The 15936-nt window shown below is 73.1% G+C and carries 17 protein-coding genes; 11 read left to right on the top strand and 6 right to left on the bottom strand.

Features of this window, described 5'->3' with window-relative positions; genetic code table 11:
* Positions 1 to 42 precede the first annotated feature (42 nt).
* The 7 genes from AC6JBM_RS01340 (at position 43) to AC6JBM_RS01310 (ending at position 4681) form a co-directional block, all read left to right on the top strand.
* The gene (locus AC6JBM_RS01340; protein WP_350625018.1) at positions 43 to 684 is read left to right on the top strand and encodes a hypothetical protein; all 642 of its coding nucleotides are present in this window, start codon (positions 43 to 45) and stop codon (positions 682 to 684) included.
* 41 nt (positions 685 to 725) lie between these two features.
* The gene (locus tag AC6JBM_RS01335) at positions 726 to 1220 is read left to right on the top strand and encodes a hypothetical protein (RefSeq protein WP_497981773.1); all 495 of its coding nucleotides are present in this window, start codon (positions 726 to 728) and stop codon (positions 1218 to 1220) included.
* Positions 1207 to 2271: an MAB_1171c family putative transporter gene (locus AC6JBM_RS01330; protein WP_497981772.1), complete on the top strand. Its 1065-nt coding sequence runs from the start codon at positions 1207 to 1209 to the stop codon at positions 2269 to 2271. The genes AC6JBM_RS01335 and AC6JBM_RS01330 overlap by 14 nt, the downstream gene beginning before the upstream one ends.
* Positions 2272 to 2360: 89 nt before the next feature.
* Complete coding sequence (locus AC6JBM_RS01325) at positions 2361 to 2774, top strand: XRE family transcriptional regulator (protein WP_497981771.1); 414 nt, start codon at positions 2361 to 2363, stop codon at positions 2772 to 2774.
* 46 nt (positions 2775 to 2820) lie between these two features.
* Positions 2821 to 3186 carry a MerR family transcriptional regulator gene (locus AC6JBM_RS01320; RefSeq protein WP_497981770.1) on the top strand — a complete coding sequence of 122 codons (366 nt, stop codon included), beginning with the start codon at positions 2821 to 2823 and terminating at the stop codon, positions 3184 to 3186.
* On the top strand, positions 3183 to 3500 hold the full coding sequence (gene trxA / locus AC6JBM_RS01315; RefSeq protein ID WP_350625008.1) for a thioredoxin: 318 nt from the start codon (positions 3183 to 3185) through the stop codon (positions 3498 to 3500). Before AC6JBM_RS01320 ends, trxA begins: the two co-directional genes overlap by 4 nt.
* Positions 3501 to 3829: 329 nt before the next feature.
* The gene (locus tag AC6JBM_RS01310) at positions 3830 to 4681 is read left to right on the top strand and encodes a siderophore-interacting protein (protein ID WP_497981769.1); all 852 of its coding nucleotides are present in this window, start codon (positions 3830 to 3832) and stop codon (positions 4679 to 4681) included.
* 248 nt (positions 4682 to 4929) lie between these two features.
* On the opposite strand, the gene AC6JBM_RS01305 is transcribed toward AC6JBM_RS01310, so the two are convergent.
* Both AC6JBM_RS01305 and AC6JBM_RS01300 read right to left on the bottom strand, forming a co-directional pair.
* On the bottom strand, positions 4930 to 5589 hold the full coding sequence (locus AC6JBM_RS01305; protein ID WP_497981768.1) for an SIMPL domain-containing protein: 660 nt from the start codon (positions 5587 to 5589) through the stop codon (positions 4930 to 4932).
* Positions 5590 to 5731: 142 nt separating this feature from the next.
* Positions 5732 to 6370 carry a DUF1707 SHOCT-like domain-containing protein gene (locus AC6JBM_RS01300; RefSeq protein WP_497981767.1) on the bottom strand — a complete coding sequence of 213 codons (639 nt, stop codon included), beginning with the start codon at positions 6368 to 6370 and terminating at the stop codon, positions 5732 to 5734.
* 945 nt (positions 6371 to 7315) lie between these two features.
* Here AC6JBM_RS01300 and AC6JBM_RS01295 point away from each other — a divergent pair.
* The 3 genes from AC6JBM_RS01295 to AC6JBM_RS01285 all read left to right on the top strand — a co-directional run bounded on the left by AC6JBM_RS01295 (position 7316) and on the right by AC6JBM_RS01285 (position 10903).
* Positions 7316 to 8584: a hypothetical protein gene (locus AC6JBM_RS01295; RefSeq protein ID WP_497981766.1), complete on the top strand. Its 1269-nt coding sequence runs from the start codon at positions 7316 to 7318 to the stop codon at positions 8582 to 8584.
* A 911-nt stretch (positions 8585 to 9495) separates the two neighbouring features.
* Positions 9496 to 10410 carry a ParA family protein gene (locus AC6JBM_RS01290; protein ID WP_497981765.1) on the top strand — a complete coding sequence of 305 codons (915 nt, stop codon included), beginning with the start codon at positions 9496 to 9498 and terminating at the stop codon, positions 10408 to 10410.
* 1 nt (position 10411) lies between these two features.
* On the top strand, positions 10412 to 10903 hold the full coding sequence (locus AC6JBM_RS01285) for a hypothetical protein (protein ID WP_497981764.1): 492 nt from the start codon (positions 10412 to 10414) through the stop codon (positions 10901 to 10903).
* A gap of 2 nt (positions 10904 to 10905) precedes the next feature.
* Here the strand turns inward: AC6JBM_RS01285 and AC6JBM_RS01280 are convergent, their stop codons facing one another.
* From AC6JBM_RS01280 to AC6JBM_RS01270, 3 genes are all read right to left on the bottom strand, one after another.
* Positions 10906 to 12891 (bottom strand): GmrSD restriction endonuclease domain-containing protein, encoded by a 1986-nt coding sequence (locus AC6JBM_RS01280; protein ID WP_497981763.1) that lies wholly within the window; start codon positions 12889 to 12891, stop codon positions 10906 to 10908.
* Between the two features lie 194 nt (positions 12892 to 13085).
* Positions 13086 to 13535 carry a DUF4240 domain-containing protein gene (locus tag AC6JBM_RS01275; protein WP_497981762.1) on the bottom strand — a complete coding sequence of 150 codons (450 nt, stop codon included), beginning with the start codon at positions 13533 to 13535 and terminating at the stop codon, positions 13086 to 13088.
* Positions 13532 to 14341 (bottom strand): SAM-dependent methyltransferase, encoded by an 810-nt coding sequence (locus tag AC6JBM_RS01270; protein WP_497981761.1) that lies wholly within the window; start codon positions 14339 to 14341, stop codon positions 13532 to 13534. The genes AC6JBM_RS01275 and AC6JBM_RS01270 overlap by 4 nt, the downstream gene beginning before the upstream one ends.
* Positions 14342 to 14406: 65 nt before the next feature.
* Here AC6JBM_RS01270 and AC6JBM_RS01265 point away from each other — a divergent pair, with 65 nt between their 5' ends.
* Positions 14407 to 15288 carry a diacylglycerol/lipid kinase family protein gene (locus AC6JBM_RS01265; RefSeq protein WP_497981760.1) on the top strand — a complete coding sequence of 294 codons (882 nt, stop codon included), beginning with the start codon at positions 14407 to 14409 and terminating at the stop codon, positions 15286 to 15288.
* Here AC6JBM_RS01265 and AC6JBM_RS01260 read toward each other — a convergent pair.
* Positions 15257 to 15883: a class I SAM-dependent methyltransferase gene (locus AC6JBM_RS01260; RefSeq protein WP_497981759.1), complete on the bottom strand. Its 627-nt coding sequence runs from the start codon at positions 15881 to 15883 to the stop codon at positions 15257 to 15259. The two genes, AC6JBM_RS01265 and AC6JBM_RS01260, sit on opposite strands and share 32 nt — an antisense overlap.
* Positions 15884 to 15936 lie beyond the last annotated feature (53 nt).

Genomic DNA, 15936 nt, shown 5'->3' with positions numbered 1-15936 from the left:
TCGATAGCGCCCAGCCCACCACCGACAGGCAGGACAGAGCCGATGAGCATGACGACCCTGGCACCGCCGCTGACGGGTTCCCCGGACTTCGGCAAGGCTCTCCGCGACACCGTCGTGAGCCGGTGGCACAAGCGCCTGTCGGCCAACCCGACGGCCAAGCGCAGCCACTGGCGGACCAAGACCGTGTACTTCCGCGCGGTCGCGAGCCTCGTCGCCGCCGCGCCCGGTGCCCCGCTGACCTGGAAGAGCATCGTCGAGGCGGCCGCGCCCAACGGCAGCCGCAGCACGTTCTACGAGGTCGCCGGCGCGCACGCCCGGCACCCGATGATCGACGCGTTCATCGACGACGGCCGCACCGACTCGATCCAGCTCGCGCTGCACTACCGGCGCACCGACGCCGTCGCCCAGCTGCTCGACGAGGCCAAGGTCTGGTCCTACTGGACGCACCGCGAGCGCATGCTCGACGCCGTGGGCACCGCGGGCCCGCTCTCGCCGCTCGCGCTCGAGGCCGAGGTGTGCGAGTCGCTGTCGAAGTGGTCGCGGGCCAACCCGCAGCTCGCCGCGACGCTCGGGCACACCCCGCCCGCGTGCGCCGTCGAGGACCTGATGCTGATCCGCAACGGGAAGATGGCGGCGGTACGGGCGGCGAGCCAGCTGACCGAGCACCTGCGCCGGGCCGCCTGAGCACTTTTCACCTTCTCGCGGGCAGGGCCTAGGCTGGCGGGGTGCGACTGCGGCGGCTCGAACGGCAGTGCCGGCGGCTGATCGCGGACATCGAGGTGCCGGAGCCCTTCGACCTGTCCGTGTTCCTGTCGATGGTCGCCGCGCGCCGCGGCCGCGACCTGCACCTGCATCCACAGCCCGCGCCGTCCGGCGCACCGTGCGGGCTGTGGCTCGCGACCGAGCAGGCCGACCACATCTTCTACGCGGCCGGGGCCGACCCGCTGCACCGCCGGCACATCATCCTGCACGAGATCGGGCACATCCTCTGCGACCACAGGGCGCCCGGTCTCGTGCTGCCGGACCTGGACCCGGCGACCGTCGCGCGGGTGCTGCTGCGCTCGACCTACTCGGCGCCGCAGGAGCAGGTGGCCGAGATGATCGCGACGATGATCAGCGGCCGGGTGCTGCGCGGCGGCACCGCCCCGCGCACCGACGACCCGCTCCTGCAGGGCCTGCAGGAGGCGCTCATCCCGGGACCGGGCCATGGCCTTCGCTGACACCCTCGAGTTCCTGGTGCTCGGCTCGCTCTGGGCGTTCACCGTCTGGCGCTTCGCGACGCCGCAGCCGCCCCGGGGCCGGGCCGTCCGGCTGGTGGTCCTGCTCGCCGCGCTCTCGTTCACGTTCAACCGGCGGGAGATCTCGTTCGCCACGGACCGGTTGCTGCATGTGGCCGACATATCGGTACCGCTGAAGAATCTGGCGACCGTCGCCGCATCGGCCGCGATGGTCCACGTCACCGGCCTCATGCCCGGGCCGGTCGCCGACCGTCCCCGGCTGCGCCGCTGGGCCTATGCGCTGCTCGCCGCGACCGGCGTGACCATGGCGGTGCTGTTCGTGCTGGTGCCGCGCAGTCCCGCCCGCGGCGACTTCGTGGCCGAGCACGCCGGCACGCCGCTGGTCACCGCCTACGGCGTGCTGACCCAGTTCGGCCTGCTCGTCGGCCTCGCGTGCTGCCTGGCCCTGTTCCACCCCGCGGCCGGGCGGGCCGAGCGCGGCACCATGCGCGCCGGGCTGCGGCTGCTGACTGGCGGGGCGCTCGTCGGGCTGCTGTTCATCGCCAACCGGGTCGCGTTCCAGGTGAGCAACGCCCTGGGCAGCGACGTGATGAACGGCCCGGGCGCGGAGAGCCTGTCGCGGGTGATCCTGGCCGCGATGCTGCTGCTGTTCGCCTCGGGCGCGGCCCTGCCGGCGATCGGCGGGCTCCAGCGGTGGCTGGCGCACTACGCGGCCCTGCAACGGCTGCGTCCCCTGTGGGCGGCGTCGGTGGCGGCCGTCCCGCACGTCGTGCTCGGCGATCCCCCGTCCCGCCTCGCCGACCTGCTCACGGTCCGGGGCGTGGACCTGCGCCTCTACCGCCGGATCATCGAGATCCGCGACGCGCAGTGGGAGCTGGGGCAAGCTCAGCAGGCACCCCCGGACGCCGACACGAGCCTGGTGGAGCAGGCGCGTGCGCTCCTGCGGACTGGAAGCGTTGTGACCACCCCCGAGTTGGCGCCGATCCGGCGACCCGGCCACAACGATCCCCCCGATGTCCCCAGCGCCTCGTAAACCTGAGTTGATGGGTGCACGGTGCCCGTAAATCTGAGCTTATGATGGACATTTCCATCCAACCGGCGGGATTGTCAAGGGTTGATGCGATGAGTGAGCCGACACTCGCGGCCAAGCTGGACCGCCTGTTCCGCACGGTCCACCCGGCCGGACGCGGCGAGTACACCTACGAGGAGGTGGCCGCCGCCATCCGCGAGCGCGGCGTCATGATCTCGCACACATACGTGTGGCAGCTGCGCAAGGGCGCCCGCGACAACCCGACCAAGCGGCACCTGGAGGCGCTCGCCGAGTTCTTCGGCGTCAACGCCGCCTACTTCCTCGACGACGACCCGGCCACCGTCCGGCGCATCGAGGAGCAGCTCGACCTGCTGGCGGTGCTGCGCGACAGCGCGGTGCGCTCGGTCGCCCTGCGGGCCGCGGGCCTGTCCGGGCCCAGCCTGGAGGCCATCCACGGCATGATCGAGCACGCCCGGCGGATCGAGGGCCTGACCGACTCGGACTGAGCGTTGACTAGCCTTGACGCGGGCGTCAAGGTTTAGCGTGGCCTCCATGCGGATCGGCGAGTTGGCGGAGCGTGCGGGCACCAGCACGCGTGCCCTGCGCTACTACGAGCAGCACGGCCTCATCGCCGCGCGGCGCACCACCAACGGCTACCGCGAGTACGACGAGTCCGACCTGCGCCTGGTGCGCGAGATCCGCTCGCTGCTGGAGATCGGCTTCAACCTCGAGGACACGCGCCCCTTCGTGGAGTGCCTGCGCTCGGGCCGCGCCTCGGGCGCCGAGTGCCCGGGCTCGATCGAGGTGCTGGGCCGCAAGCTCGCCGACCTGGACGGGTGCATCGCGCGCCTGCAGGCGGTACGCGGCGTGGTGGAGCGCGAGCTGGCGCAGGCCACTGCCGAGGAGGAGCCCGCATGACGATCGAGGTCACCGACAAGACGTTCGCCGCCGAGGTACTGTCCAGCGACGTGCCCGTGCTCGTGGACTTCTGGGCCGAGTGGTGCCCGCCGTGCCATCGGATCGCGCCGATGCTGGAGGAGCTGTCGACCGAGTACTCGGGGCGGGTCCGCATCGTGAAGCTCAACGCCGACGAGAACCCGGTCACGGCTCGCGCCTACGGGGTGCTGTCGATGCCTACGCTGGCGGTGTTCCGCTCGGGGGAGCTGGTGTCGTGGCACGTGGGCGCGCGGCCCAAGGCCAAGCTGCGCGAACAGCTGGACTCGGCGCTGTGAGGTGTTGCGGGCGATAAGTCGGGCGCTCCGCGCCACGACTTATCGGATTTATACCCCGTCGCCGGATTTGTCGGATTCAACGGCGCGCCCGCTTCGTGCCGGCGTCGCTTCTTACGGCTTCTTCGGGTGCTTCTACGGCTTCTCCGGGTGCTTCGGCGGGTGGCCTTCGGCGGCCCCTCGCGCGCGGGGGCTTCCCGCTGCGGCCGGCGGCGGGCGGCCTCCGGCCACGAGCTTTGACGGTGATCCGCGGCGGCAACCCTGAGCGGCGGTCATCGGCAGGAGCCGAATCACAGGTGGCGGGGCGGTAAGGGCAGACTACCCTTTGCACTGTGTCCGTCCTTCCGTCCGGGCCACCGCGGCCCGCCCCCGTGCCCCACACCGGCCGGGTCGTGCGCGCCGAGCGCCTGACCCCGAACATGCACCGCGTCGTGCTCGGCGGCGACGGGCTGGCCCGGTTCGCAGCGGGAGAGCACACCGACCACTACGTCAAGCTGATGTTCCCGCGCCCCGGCGTGGACTATCCGCAGCCGTTCGACCCGGTGGACGCCCGCGCGTCGATGCCGCGGGAGCTGTGGCCGGTCACGCGGACGTACACCGTGCGCGAGTGGAACCCGGCCACCCGCGAACTCACGCTCGACTTCGTGCTGCACGGCGACAGCGGGCTGGCCGCGCAGTGGGCGGTCAACGCCCGCCCCGGCGACGAGCTGCACTTCAACGGCCCCGGCGGCGCCTACTCGCCCGACCCCGCCGCCACCTGGCACCTCCTCGCCGGCGACGAGAGCGCCCTGCCCGCGATCGCCGCCGCCCTGCCCCGCGTCCCGGCCGGCGCCACGTGCACCGCGTTCGTCGAGCTCGGGAACCCGCAGGACCGGCAGGACATCCCCGGCATCACGTGGCTGGACCGCGGCACCGGCCCGATCGGCTCGGCGCTGGTGCCGGCCGTGCTCGCGCTGCCGTGGCCCACCGGCGCCGGCCCGGAGGCGGTGCACGCCTTCGTGCATGGGGAGGCGACGTTCGTGAAGGAGCTGCGACGGTACCTCCGAATCGACCGCTCCCTCCCCCGCGAACGCATGTCCGTGTCGGGGTACTGGCGCATGGGCCACGACGAGGACGGCTGGCAGGCCTCGAAGCGCGCGTGGAACGCCCAGATCGAGGCCGAACAGGAGCCGGCCTTCTCCTAGCCTCTCCCCCGCACCACCCCTTTCCGTGCTGCACCCTCCCGCCGCCCGGCGCCTGCTCAGGGCAGGCGCCCCGACGCCGGCACACGACACCGGCAGCGCCCGCACGCCACGAGTCGCGAGCGGGCGCCGGCTCGCGACGTCGGCAAAGCCCGCACGTACGGCGCCGCGAGCGGGCGCCGGTTCGCAACGCAGGCAGTGCCCGCGCTACGGTGCCGGCGGCGACTCCCGAGCCCGGCTTCGGGGTCCGGTCAGAGCACCGGCGCCGTGATGGTGAACCGCGCCTCGACCGCGGCCGTCACGCGCTGGCGTTCGGGGTCAAGCTGCAGGTCCGCGTACCCGCCGCCGCCGCTCGACTTGCTGCGCAGCAGGCCGCCGCCGTACCCCTGCGCGAACGGCTGCACCCCCTCGGCGCGCCCGAGGCCGGGGTCGGCCAGCTCGACGAGCTCGATCACCTCGGCGCCGAGCGCCTCCGCGTATTCGCGGGCCCGTGCGATCGCGTTCTCGACCGCCGCCCGCCGCGCGTCCTTGTGCACCGGGCTGTCCGGCCGCACCGACCAGACCGGCCCGTGCACCTGAGCCTGCTCCTGCCCGGCGACGGCGAGCATGATCTCCCCGAGCGCCGCGAAGTCGCGGATGCGGACCGTGGTCGAGACGCTGCCGTTGTACGCCGAGACGCGCTCCCCGCGTTTGCCCGAGCTCTCCGGGTACACGTGAAGGCCTGAGGTTTCTCGCTTTTCGACGGCTTCGCCGAAGCGCTCCATGAGCTGCCGAAGACCATCGGCGCGCTCCCGCAGCCGCCCGAGCGTCGTGTCCCGGTCCCGATCACGGGCCGACACCACCACCGTGAACTCGGCGATTTCGGGATCAACCTCGCGCACGGACTCGCCGCGCACCGCAACCGTCGTCATGCCGCACAGCGTAGGAGCCGCGCGCCGCCCACCTTCCCAGCGCGTCGGCATTTCGCCGGCCCGGGGGTCCTCAGGCGCCTCGGGAAATCCTTCCGGAGCCGGGTGTCCAGCGGCGGCGCCCCGGTCCGCCTGCCCCGCCCGGTTACGAGCCGGCGCCCTGGCCCTCTTCTTCGAGAGAGCGCCGCTTGCGCTTGCGCCGCTCGACGCCCACGCCGCCCCACATCGCGAACCCGGTGACGGTGATCCGCGGGGCGCCGTGCCGCCCCGGGCCGGAGGCGTCGTGCCCGAAGCCGCCCATGAACCCGCTGCCGGTCACGTGCACCTCGGCGTCCTGCGGCACGATGACGTTCACGCCGCCCATGAGGGCGAACGCGCGGATCTTCACCTCGCCGTGGAGCATGCGGGCCTCGCGCAGGTCGACCGTACCGCCGCCCCAGAACGCGAAGCACGTGAACACCTTCGGCACCACCCAGGCGCCGCGGCGGGTGAAGCCGCTCATGACCGCGACGGCCGAACCGGTCGCGGGCACCTCGCCGGGGCGGGGCGGCACGCCGTCCATCATCGGCAGCGGGGCGGACCCGGCGGTGGGCAGGTCGCGCACGACGGGCTCGAGATCGGCGTACGTGCGGGCCGCGTACACCGCGTGCAACCGCTCATCGACCTCGTCCAGGTCGAGCCGCCCCTCGGCGGCCGCGGTGCGCAGCACTTCGGCGACGCGCTCGCGGTCGGCGTCCGAGGCTCGCAGTTGCCGTGGGTCGATGCGCTCGGGCAGATCGGCCATGGCGAACAGCGTAGGCCGTACGCACACCACCGCGGGACCCGGATCGCGCCGCCCCGACCGCGCCACGCGCCCACGCCACGACTCGATCGGCCCGAACCCGGCCACGACCCGCACCTCTGCACGGCTCCGCTCCGCACTCCGCACCGCACCGCACTCCGCGCCTCACCGCGCCGCACTCCGCGCCTCACCGCACCGCACCGCACTCCGCACCGCACAGCCCGCACCGCACAGCCCGCACCGCACAGCCCGCACCGCACAGCCCGCACCGCACCGCACTCCGCACCGCACAGCCCGCACTGCACAGCCCGCACCGCACAGCCCGCACCGCACAGCCCGCACCGCACAGCCCGCTCCGCGCGAGTCTGCTCCGCGGTCGCGTGCGCGCGCGTGTCGTGTGGTCGTGTCGCGCGTTTTCACTGCTCGTCTTTGCGCGCCGGGTGCTCGGTTGTGCGCGGGCCGCGGGTGGCGGGCCGCGGGTGGCGTGATCGGCCGGTCGGCCATCACGTGCGTCGGCCGAGTGGACGCGTGGTGGGTGCCGAACAGGCGAGCGGGCGTCGATGCCGCGTCGCCCAACGGCCATCACGCGTGTCCTCCGGTGGGCGCGGGCGCGGCGACGAGCGGGTGGCCGCGGGTCGGCGCGCGGTCACGATTCGGGTGTCACGCGAGTCGGCCGTGCGGGTGTGAGTTGGGCGTCAGGCGGGCGGGTCCGGGCCGGCGGGAGCGACGTTCGGTGCCGTACGAGTGACCGATTGTCCACTGTGGTCGCGACACGTCCGGAAAATTCGGGATAAAACGGTCTCGACGCGTATCCTGCCCGAAACAACCTCTTCGCAAACCGAAGACTTGCGCAAGGGGCTCGGTAGCGTTTTGGATGTGCTGGCGGGCCGTGTGCCACCGTCCGTGAGCGGCGGCGTCAAGCTTCCCGATCGTATGGAGGATCGATTCATGACCCATGGCGGGGATCTGTTGACGCAGCGCGACGACGCCGCGGCGCGGCCCAATTTCACGCAACAGGTCCGGGGCTACGACAAGCGCCAGGTCGACCAGTACCTCAACCAGCTCGACCGGCAGATCGCGAGCCTCACGAACGACCGCAAGCGCGCGGCCGGGCAGGCCCAGGATCTGACCAACCAGGTGCAGGACCTGACCGCACAGCTCAAGCAGCTGCAGGCGGAGCTGGTCGAGGTGAAGCAGCGGCCGGCCCGGGTCGACCGCGCCTCCTTCCGCCACCTCGGCCCGATGGTCGACCAGATCCTCGCGCTGGCCGAGAAGCAGGCCGGCGTGATCATCGACAACACCGAGCAGAAGGCCGCCGAGCACCAGGCGAACGCCGAGAAGGCGCTCGCCGAGGCCAAGGAGCGCGCCGAGAAGCTCATCGCCGACGGTGAGGGCGCGCGCGAGCGCTCCGAGGCCGAGGCCAAGCGCATCCACGAGCAGAGCGTCGAGCACATGGAGAAGACGCGCTCCGAGGCCGACGCGCTGGCCGAGGCCGCGCGGCAGCAGGTGCTCGCCGAGGTCAAGGCCGGCCGGGCGCAGGCCCAGCAGGAGCTGGCGCAGTGGAAGGCCGCCGCGCAGCGCGAGATCGAGGAGCTCAAGGCCGCCTGCGACCGCGAGCTCACCGAGCAGCGCCAGAGCACCGAGCGTGACCTGACCCAGCAGCGCCAGGCCTCGGACCAGAAGAACGCGGCCCTGCACGCCGACGCGCAGAAGTTCGCCGCGGACCTGCGCAAGCGCTCCGAGGAGGAGAACGCTCGCCATCAGCAGCAGCTGGCGGCGGTACAGCAGGACATCCAGGCTCGCCAGAAGGCCCTCACGCAGCTGCAGGCGGAGCTGGAGTCGACCCAGACCAAGCTGGCCGACGCCCGCCGCGAGTCGACGGAGCTCGGCCGCGAGGTGACGACGCTCCAGCAGCGCCTGGGCGAGACCAAGCAGAGCCTCACCAGCGAGCTGACCCGCCTCGAGCACGCCCGCCAGGCCGCGGACTCGGCCGAGCGGCACGCCAAGGAGGTCCGGGCGCGAGTCCAGCGCGAGGCGAAGCGCGTGGCCGACCTCGCCGCGGCGGCGGTCATGGCCGCGGCGGCCGGCGGTGGCGGCGACACCGGCGAATACCCGAAGGTGCCGGCCCGCCAGATCCCCGAGCAGCTCCCGACGCAGCCGGACAGCGCCTCGGCTCAGGACGCCCGCCGCGAGGAGACGGCCCCCGAGCAGGCCTGACAACGCTGTTCCGCACTTCCCGAACGGCCGCCGCGATGTGTCGCGGCGGCCGTTCGCCGCTCGCGGCGGAGTCGCCGCGCGATCCCCCGGCCGGTGCCGCACGCCCGATATATCCGCATTTTTCGCCTGTCGGGGCATCGGCCCGGTTCGTCCAGCCCGGCGACCGGGCGCGGCGCGGGCGACCACGGCCAGTCGCGGCGCGGCGACCCGGCCGGGCGCAGCGCGGCGACCCGAGCCAGGAGCGGCGCGGCGCGGCGCGGGCCGGGAACGGCGCGGGCCGGGAACGGCGCGGGCCGGGAACGGCGCGGGCCGGGAACGGCGCGGGCCGGGAACGGCGCGGGCCGGGAACGGCGCGGGCCGGGAACGGCGCGGGCCGGGAACGGCGCGGGCCGGGAACGGCGCGGGCCGGGAACGGCGCGGGCCGAGAGCGGCGCGGCGCGGCGCGGGCCGAGAGCGGCGCGGCGCGGCGCGGGCCGAGAGCGGCGCGGGCCGGGAACGGCGCGGGCCGGGAACGGCGCGGGCCGGGAACGGCGCGGCGCGGCGCGGGTCGAGAGCGGCGCGGGCCGGGAACGGCGCGGGCCGGGAACGGCGCGGGCCGAGAGCGGCGCGGGCCGGGAACGGCGCGGGCCGGGAACGGCGCGGGCCGGGAACGGCGCGGCGCGGCGCGGGTCGAGAGCGGCGCGGGCCGGGAACGGCGCGGGCCGGGAACGGCGCGGGCCGAGAGCGGCGCGGGCCGGGAGCGGCGCGGCGGCGCTGGCCAGGAGCGGCGCGGCAGGAGCCGGAATGCATCGGCTTCATGGCTCGCGCGGGGGCGTCGAACGGCCGCCGGGAACGCGTACGCGCGCCGGTGCCGATGGCGCGGCGATTCCTCTACCGTCCAGCGTGGTGTGGGACTCGCGGAGGTGGTGGGCGTGAGGATCGTGGCCGTCGTCAACAACAAGGGCGGCGTGGGCAAGACGACGATTACCGCCAATCTCGGCGCCGGACTCGCCGCCCGCGGTCTCAAGGTTCTCATGATCGACCTCGACCCGCAGGCGAGCCTCACCAAGTCGTTCTTCACCGTCGACGAGTCGCAGCTGTTCCTGTCGAAGCTGCAGACCGTCGGCGCGTGGTTCCGAGCGCCGGACAAGGGCCGCGCGCAGGTGCTCGCCGATCTCGTGTTCAGCCCGCCGCGGTGCAACGCGCTGATCGGCAAGCAGGGCGGCTGGCTCGAGCTCGTACCGTCGGATCCCCTCATCATCAACTCCGAGAGCCTCATTCCGGGCGCCGTGGACAACTCCGGTCACATCAAGCCGTCGAAGTTTGTCGCCCTGCACCGGCGGCTCGCGGAGGATCTGAGCGATCCGGCGTTTTCGAAGTACGACGTCGTGCTCGTCGACTGCGCGCCAGCGTTCTCGCTCACCACGAAGATGGCGACGGTCGCCGCCGACATGCTGCTCATGCCCGCCCGGCCCGATTTCCTGTCCACCGAGGCGATCCAGGTCATGGGCCAGCGGCTCCTGGAGCTGACCAAGGCGTTCAACCAGCACCGCGAGGCCGCGCCGGCGGAGGCGCCGCTGATGCGCATGCCGCGCGTGGCCGTGCTGTTCACGATGGTGCAGTGGTACAACGGCAGCCCCATCGACGTGCAGGCCCAGTTCATCAACGAGGTGAAGGCGCTCGGCGTGCCGGTGTTCGACACGCTCATCCGGGACCGCAGCAACGCGTACGCGGCGTCGGGCCGGCACGGGGTGCCCACGATCATGGCGGGCGGCGTGGCACCCGAGGTGCGCACGAACCTGCACGACTGCGTCGACGAGCTGCTCAAGATGTTCGAGAGGTTGTGACGTGACCCAATCCCCCAAGCTGGCCGCCCTCGCGCTCAACGAGATCGGCCGGCTCCTCGGCGGCCTGACCGAGGAGCAGCTGGCGGCCCTGGCCGAGGGCCGCGCCCACGTCGAGTTCCGCGACACCGACGGCACCGTGGCGGCCCTGCGCACGGCCCCCGACCGTGCGAACGCGGACGGTGAGCGGGCGGGCGGCGAAACGGCGGCTCCCGCGCGCGCGACGGCGAAGGCGACCCGCTCCGCCGTCGACCTCGACGCGATCATCGCGGACATCAAGGCGCTCACCGAGGAGGACGCCGTCGAGCGGTACCTCATCGGCCGCGACAAGGAGCTGTCGCTCCCCCTGATGCGCGAGCTCGCCGACCGCATCGGCCCGCCGGTGACGTCGAAGGGCGCCAAGTCGAAGGCCCAGCTGCGCAAGAACATCGCCGCGGGCACCGCCGGCCTGCTCAACCGCCCCGCGTCGGTCTTCTCCGGCAGCTGGGACCGCTAAAGCTAGTCGGTGCTGCTGGCCGGCAGCGCGATCCGCTCGCCGGCCCACGGCTTCTCGTCGACCGCCGGCAGGTGCGCCACCGAGCGCATGGACACCCGCTCGCGCTCGATGATGTCCGTCCACTCCTGCGCGGTACCGGAGACGACGAACGGCCCGATCGGCACCTCGATCGCGTCCTCGAGCACCTGCACCGGCACCGACTCGCCGTTGATCTCCACGTCGCCGTCCCGGCCCTCGGTGCAGGCCGCCTCGATCGCGGCCGCGAAGTCCTCCATCTCGGTCGTGCCCGTCCACTCCACCCCGGTGCCGGAGGCGCGGAAGAGCAGCCGGCCGGGAATCCAGGCGCTGCCGTACAGCACCATGGTCAGCTTGTAGCCGTCGCTCGTCGTGGCCGGCCCGCTCGGCAGGGCCTGGTCGAGCCACTTCGGGCGGAACGACGCGAGCAGGTCGGTCATCGCCTCGGCCAGCAGCCGCCGCCGCTGCGCGAGGAACCGGGGGAACGCCGCCGCGGCGCGCAGGTCCTCGTCCAGCGGGATGTAGTGGGCCTGGAGCGTGTCCGCCTCGACGCTCGGGAAGTAGTCGGCGGGCGAGCGGTCACTGATCTTCAGGTTGGCCTTGCGGGAGATGAAGGCGAGGTTGGCCAGGTCGTTGATCTCGCCCTTGTCGTAGCGGTCGAGCGTCGCCACGGGGTGGACGTGGTGGTACTGCAGCTGGAAGTCGTCGCTCTCCCCCGGCATGATCGAGGTCGCGTACCACCAGTCGCGGGCGCCGTTGCGCTGGGCGACGAGGAGGCTCAGGAAGAAGTACGGGCTCTCCTTCGACCGGCCGGCCAGGGACTCCGCGGTGATGCTGGGCACGGCCTGCAGCACGCCGAGGTTGCGCAGCAGCTCCCGGGCCGGCTCGGGCTTGCGGGCGGCCTGGATGTCGCGGGCCAGATTGGTGTCGGAGGACGTCGAGTAGCGGGCCCGGATCGTCGCGATGAGCAGCCAGTAGAGCAGCGCGTCGGCGGTCTGCCGCTCCATCGGCCCGTCGGGGCGCTCGCCGAGCAGCACGATGAGCGGGATCAGCGCCACGAGCGAGGGCAGCGGGCCGGACCGGGCGAGCCTGAGGTTCGCCTTCAGCAGCGGGACCAGGTGCCGCAGGCCGCGCTGCACCGTCTCCCACGCCTTGGCCAGGTCCGCCTCGCCGACCCGGCTGAGATCGTTGACCGACCAGGAGGACATGCCGCCGCCGAACAGTACGCCCGCGAAGGCCCGGGCCAGGAACTCCACGTCGAGATCGCCGTAGCCCGCGCGCTGCCAGTGACCCGCCTCCTTCTGGAACTTGTCCAGCACGCCGGGCCACTTGGCCGAGAGCGTGGACATCGCCAGGTCGGCCCGGCTGAGGTGCCGGCCCGCGCTGTTGACCCGCACGAAGATCTCGGAGACCTCCTGGTACCCGCACTCGCGCAGCGTCTCGACGTGGAAGGTCCGGTCCCCGAGCGAGCGGACCGCGCCCACGCGCGTCTCGATCTCCAGTTCGTCGAGCTGGCAGCCCGCCGCCCGCAGACGTTTGATCAACGAGACGAGCGACTCGTCGCGCCGCAGCAGCGAGTACACCTTGATCCAGCTCGGATCCGCCTGCGTTGCGGCGCTCTGGTTCTGGAACCGCTCCTTCTCGACGTGGAAGACGATCTGGGCCTCGGGGTGGTCGTGGAAGACCCGGTGCAGGGAGGTCAGCCGCTGCTGGCCGTCGAGGAGGTAGAGCGGCGGCTGGACCGGCTTCTCCGCGACCCCGGTGACCGCGAGCTCCCGCGTGGCCGGGGCCTCGTCGGACTGCCAGAACAGCAGCGAGCCGAACGGGAAGCCGTGATACAGCGAGTCGACCAGCTTGGCGACCTGCGTCGGGCGCCAGACGTAGCTGCGCTGCAGCTCCGGCAGCCGGATCTCGGTGCGTGAGATCTGCCGCATCAGCTCACTGACATGCAGGGTCGCCCGGTCGATATGCATGGCAGCGATCCTTCCCGCGGGGCGGCGGGCACGGTAGCGCCCGGTCGCGCTTGTCGGGACGGATGGTCCGGCACGGATTTCGGGCCGAACGACGTTGCATTCCGCGTCCGTCGCCAGGATCCCACCATGCCGCCCGACAGGCGAAAAATCAGACATGTCGGATCGCGCAGCGTCCGACATGTCGCCGCCCGGCCTCAGCGCGAGAAGAGCTCCCTCAGGTCGGGCAGCTCGGCGAGCTCGGCCGGGACCCGGGCCGCCATCAGGTCGTACGCCCGCTCGGCCACGGTCAGCAGCTCCGGGTAGTGCGGGTACGGCCGCCGGCCCGCGGCGAAGGCGATGATGTCCGGGATTCCGGCGACGGCGTCGGGGTCGCGCAGCGCGCCGGTGAAGGTCTCGCGGCCCTGGCCGATCAGCCAGAGGCGGAAGTGCAGCCAGGACTCGTCGGAGTACCCGCCGCTGTGCACCACGACGCAGGCGGCCAGCAGGTCGCGGGTGTTGCTGGAGCGCACGAGCGCGTGCAGGGACCGCTCGAAGTCGGCGATGCCCTCGGCCGGGCGCTGGGCCAGCCGCGCGGCCAGGGCGTCCGCGTCGCAGAACGGGATGCCGTCGAACAGGTCCCAGAAGTGCGGGTCCGGCAGCGTCACCGGATGCGGGCCACGGCACCGTGGCAGGCGACCTCCTCGGCCGGCGGGCGCGGGCCGGGGACGTCGGCGGCGTGCCAGTAGGCGACCGACTCGATGCCCGGCTCGACCAGCTCGAAGGCCGACAGCAGCTCGGCGAAGCGCGCGCCCGTGCGGGCCTGGAAGCGGCCGTCGGCGTTGTTGGCGCTCAGCGCCCGGATGGCCTCGTCGGGCAGGAACTCCCAGGTGGCGTGGGACGCGACCAGGTAGCTGCCGGGGGCGAGGGCGGCGGTGAGCTTGTCGACGATCTCCTGCGGGTGCTCGTCCTCGCGAATGAAGTGCAGGACCGCGACGAGCAGCAGGCCGACCGGCTTGGACAGGTCCAGGGTGCCGGTCAGGTCGGGGTGCTTCAGGATCGCGTCGGGCTCGCGCAGGTCGCCGTCGATGTAGGCGTTCGTGCCGCCCGGCGCGCTGGTCAGCAGCGCCCGCGCGTGGGTGAGCACGATGGGGTCGTTGTCCACGTAGACCACGCGGCTGGACGGGTCGACGGCCTGGGCGATCTCGTGGGTGTTGTTCGGCGCCGGGATGCCGGTGCCGATGTCGAGGAACTGCCGGATGCCCTGCTCGGCAAGGTATCGCACGGCGCGGCCCATGAAGGCGCGGTTCTCCACCGCCATGAGCTTGACGCCGGGCATGGCGGCCGCGATCGCGTCGCCGGAGGCCCGATCGGCGGCGAAGTGGTCCTTGCCGCCCAACCAGTAGTTGTATCGCCTGGCCGGGTGCGCGACGGTGGTGTCGATGCGCGTCCGGGCGTCGTCGGAGGTGTCCATCAGGCCACCATCGTAGCCATCGGTGAGCACGATTGGTCAATGACGCCGATGGGTACGTTCGCGGCGTGAGGATCGTGGTGGTGGCACACCGGAAGAAGACGCTCGGGGGCGGGCTCGACGAGCTGCGGCGCGAGCTCGACCGGGCGGGGGCCGGCAAGGTCGGCTGGCATACGGTACCGAAGAGCAAGAAGGCCCCCAAGAAGGTCCGCAAGGCCGTCGACGCCGGTGCGGACCTGGTGTTCGTGTGGGGCGGCGACGGCATGGTGCAGCGCTGCGTCGACGCGGTGGCGGGCACCGGCGCCACGGTCGCCATCGTCCCGGCCGGGACCGCGAACCTGTTCGCCTCGGCGCTGCGCATCCCCCGCGACATCCGCGCGGCCGTGCAGATCGGGCTGCACGGCGAGCGCCGGCGGTACGACCTGGGCCGCATCGACGGCGAGCACTTCGCGGTGATGGCGGGGGCCGGCTTCGACGCCGCGATGATCGAGGACGCCGACCGCCGGCTCAAGCGCCAGGCCGGCCGCTTCGCCTATGTGCGCACCGCGCTGCGCCACGTGCGGGACGCCCCGGTGCACACGATCGTGCACCTCGACGACGAGCCGTGGTTCGAGGGCCCCTCGACGTGCCTGCTCATGGGCAACATCGGCACGATCTCGGGCGGGATCAAGGCGTTCGACGACGCGAGCCCGTTCGACGGCCGGCTGGAGGTCGGCGTGACCACCGCGCGCGGGGCGCTGCAGTGGGCGCGCACGGTCGGGGTCATGGCGACGGGGCGCACGGACCGGTCGAAGTTCGTGCGGATGGGCCGCGCGCGGAAAGTGTACGCCGAGTTCGCCGAGCCCGTCCTCCTGGAGCTCGACGGCGGGGCCCGCAAGCGGGTCAAGCGCGTGGAGGCCGAGGCGGTGCCCGGCGCCGTCACCCTCGCGGTGCCCGCGGCACAAAGGTGAATAGCCGCCGCGGGCCGGTGTGCGGGCGCGGCGGCACCGCCAGCTCGTGCACGCCGACCCCGATCTCGAGCTCGCCCGGCGAGTCGAAGGCGACCTCGCGGAACCCGGCCTCGGCGAACCACCTCCGGATGCCGGCGGTGACGTCGGGCGCGCGGCGGTGCCGGGTCCAGATCACCCGCGCGCCCAGCTCGGGCAGCGCCGCGACCGTGGCGCGGATGTCGTCGTCGGTGATGTTGCCGAACACCCCGCAGACGAGCACGACGTCGGCGGGCACGGCCCCCGCATAGGCCGCGCTGTCCCCGGCATCGCCCCGCACGACCTCGAGCGCCGTCCCGGCGAGCAGGTCCCGCGCGACGGCGGCGTTGCCGGCGTCGAGCTCGACGAGCCGCCCGGTGACGTCGGCGCGGCGCGGGTGCCCGTCGAGCGCCCCGGCGACGTCCCGCCCCTGGCCGGCGCACATGCTGACCAGCCGCACCGGCCCCGGGGCCCGCCCGTCGAGGGCCTCCGCCACGCGCCGGATGACGATCCCCAGCCGCACGGCGAGCGCCGAGCCGGGGACGTCGTACGCCTCGTGCCACCGCGTCCACTCGCTCATCCGACCACTCTCGCACAGCGCAGGCCCGGATCGGCGTCCACAGTGGACGGCAC

It is taken from the genome of Dactylosporangium thailandense (assembly GCF_059739745.1).
The sequence above is the reverse complement of the archived record's forward strand: the minus strand, read 5'-3'. Positions and strand labels throughout refer to the sequence as shown.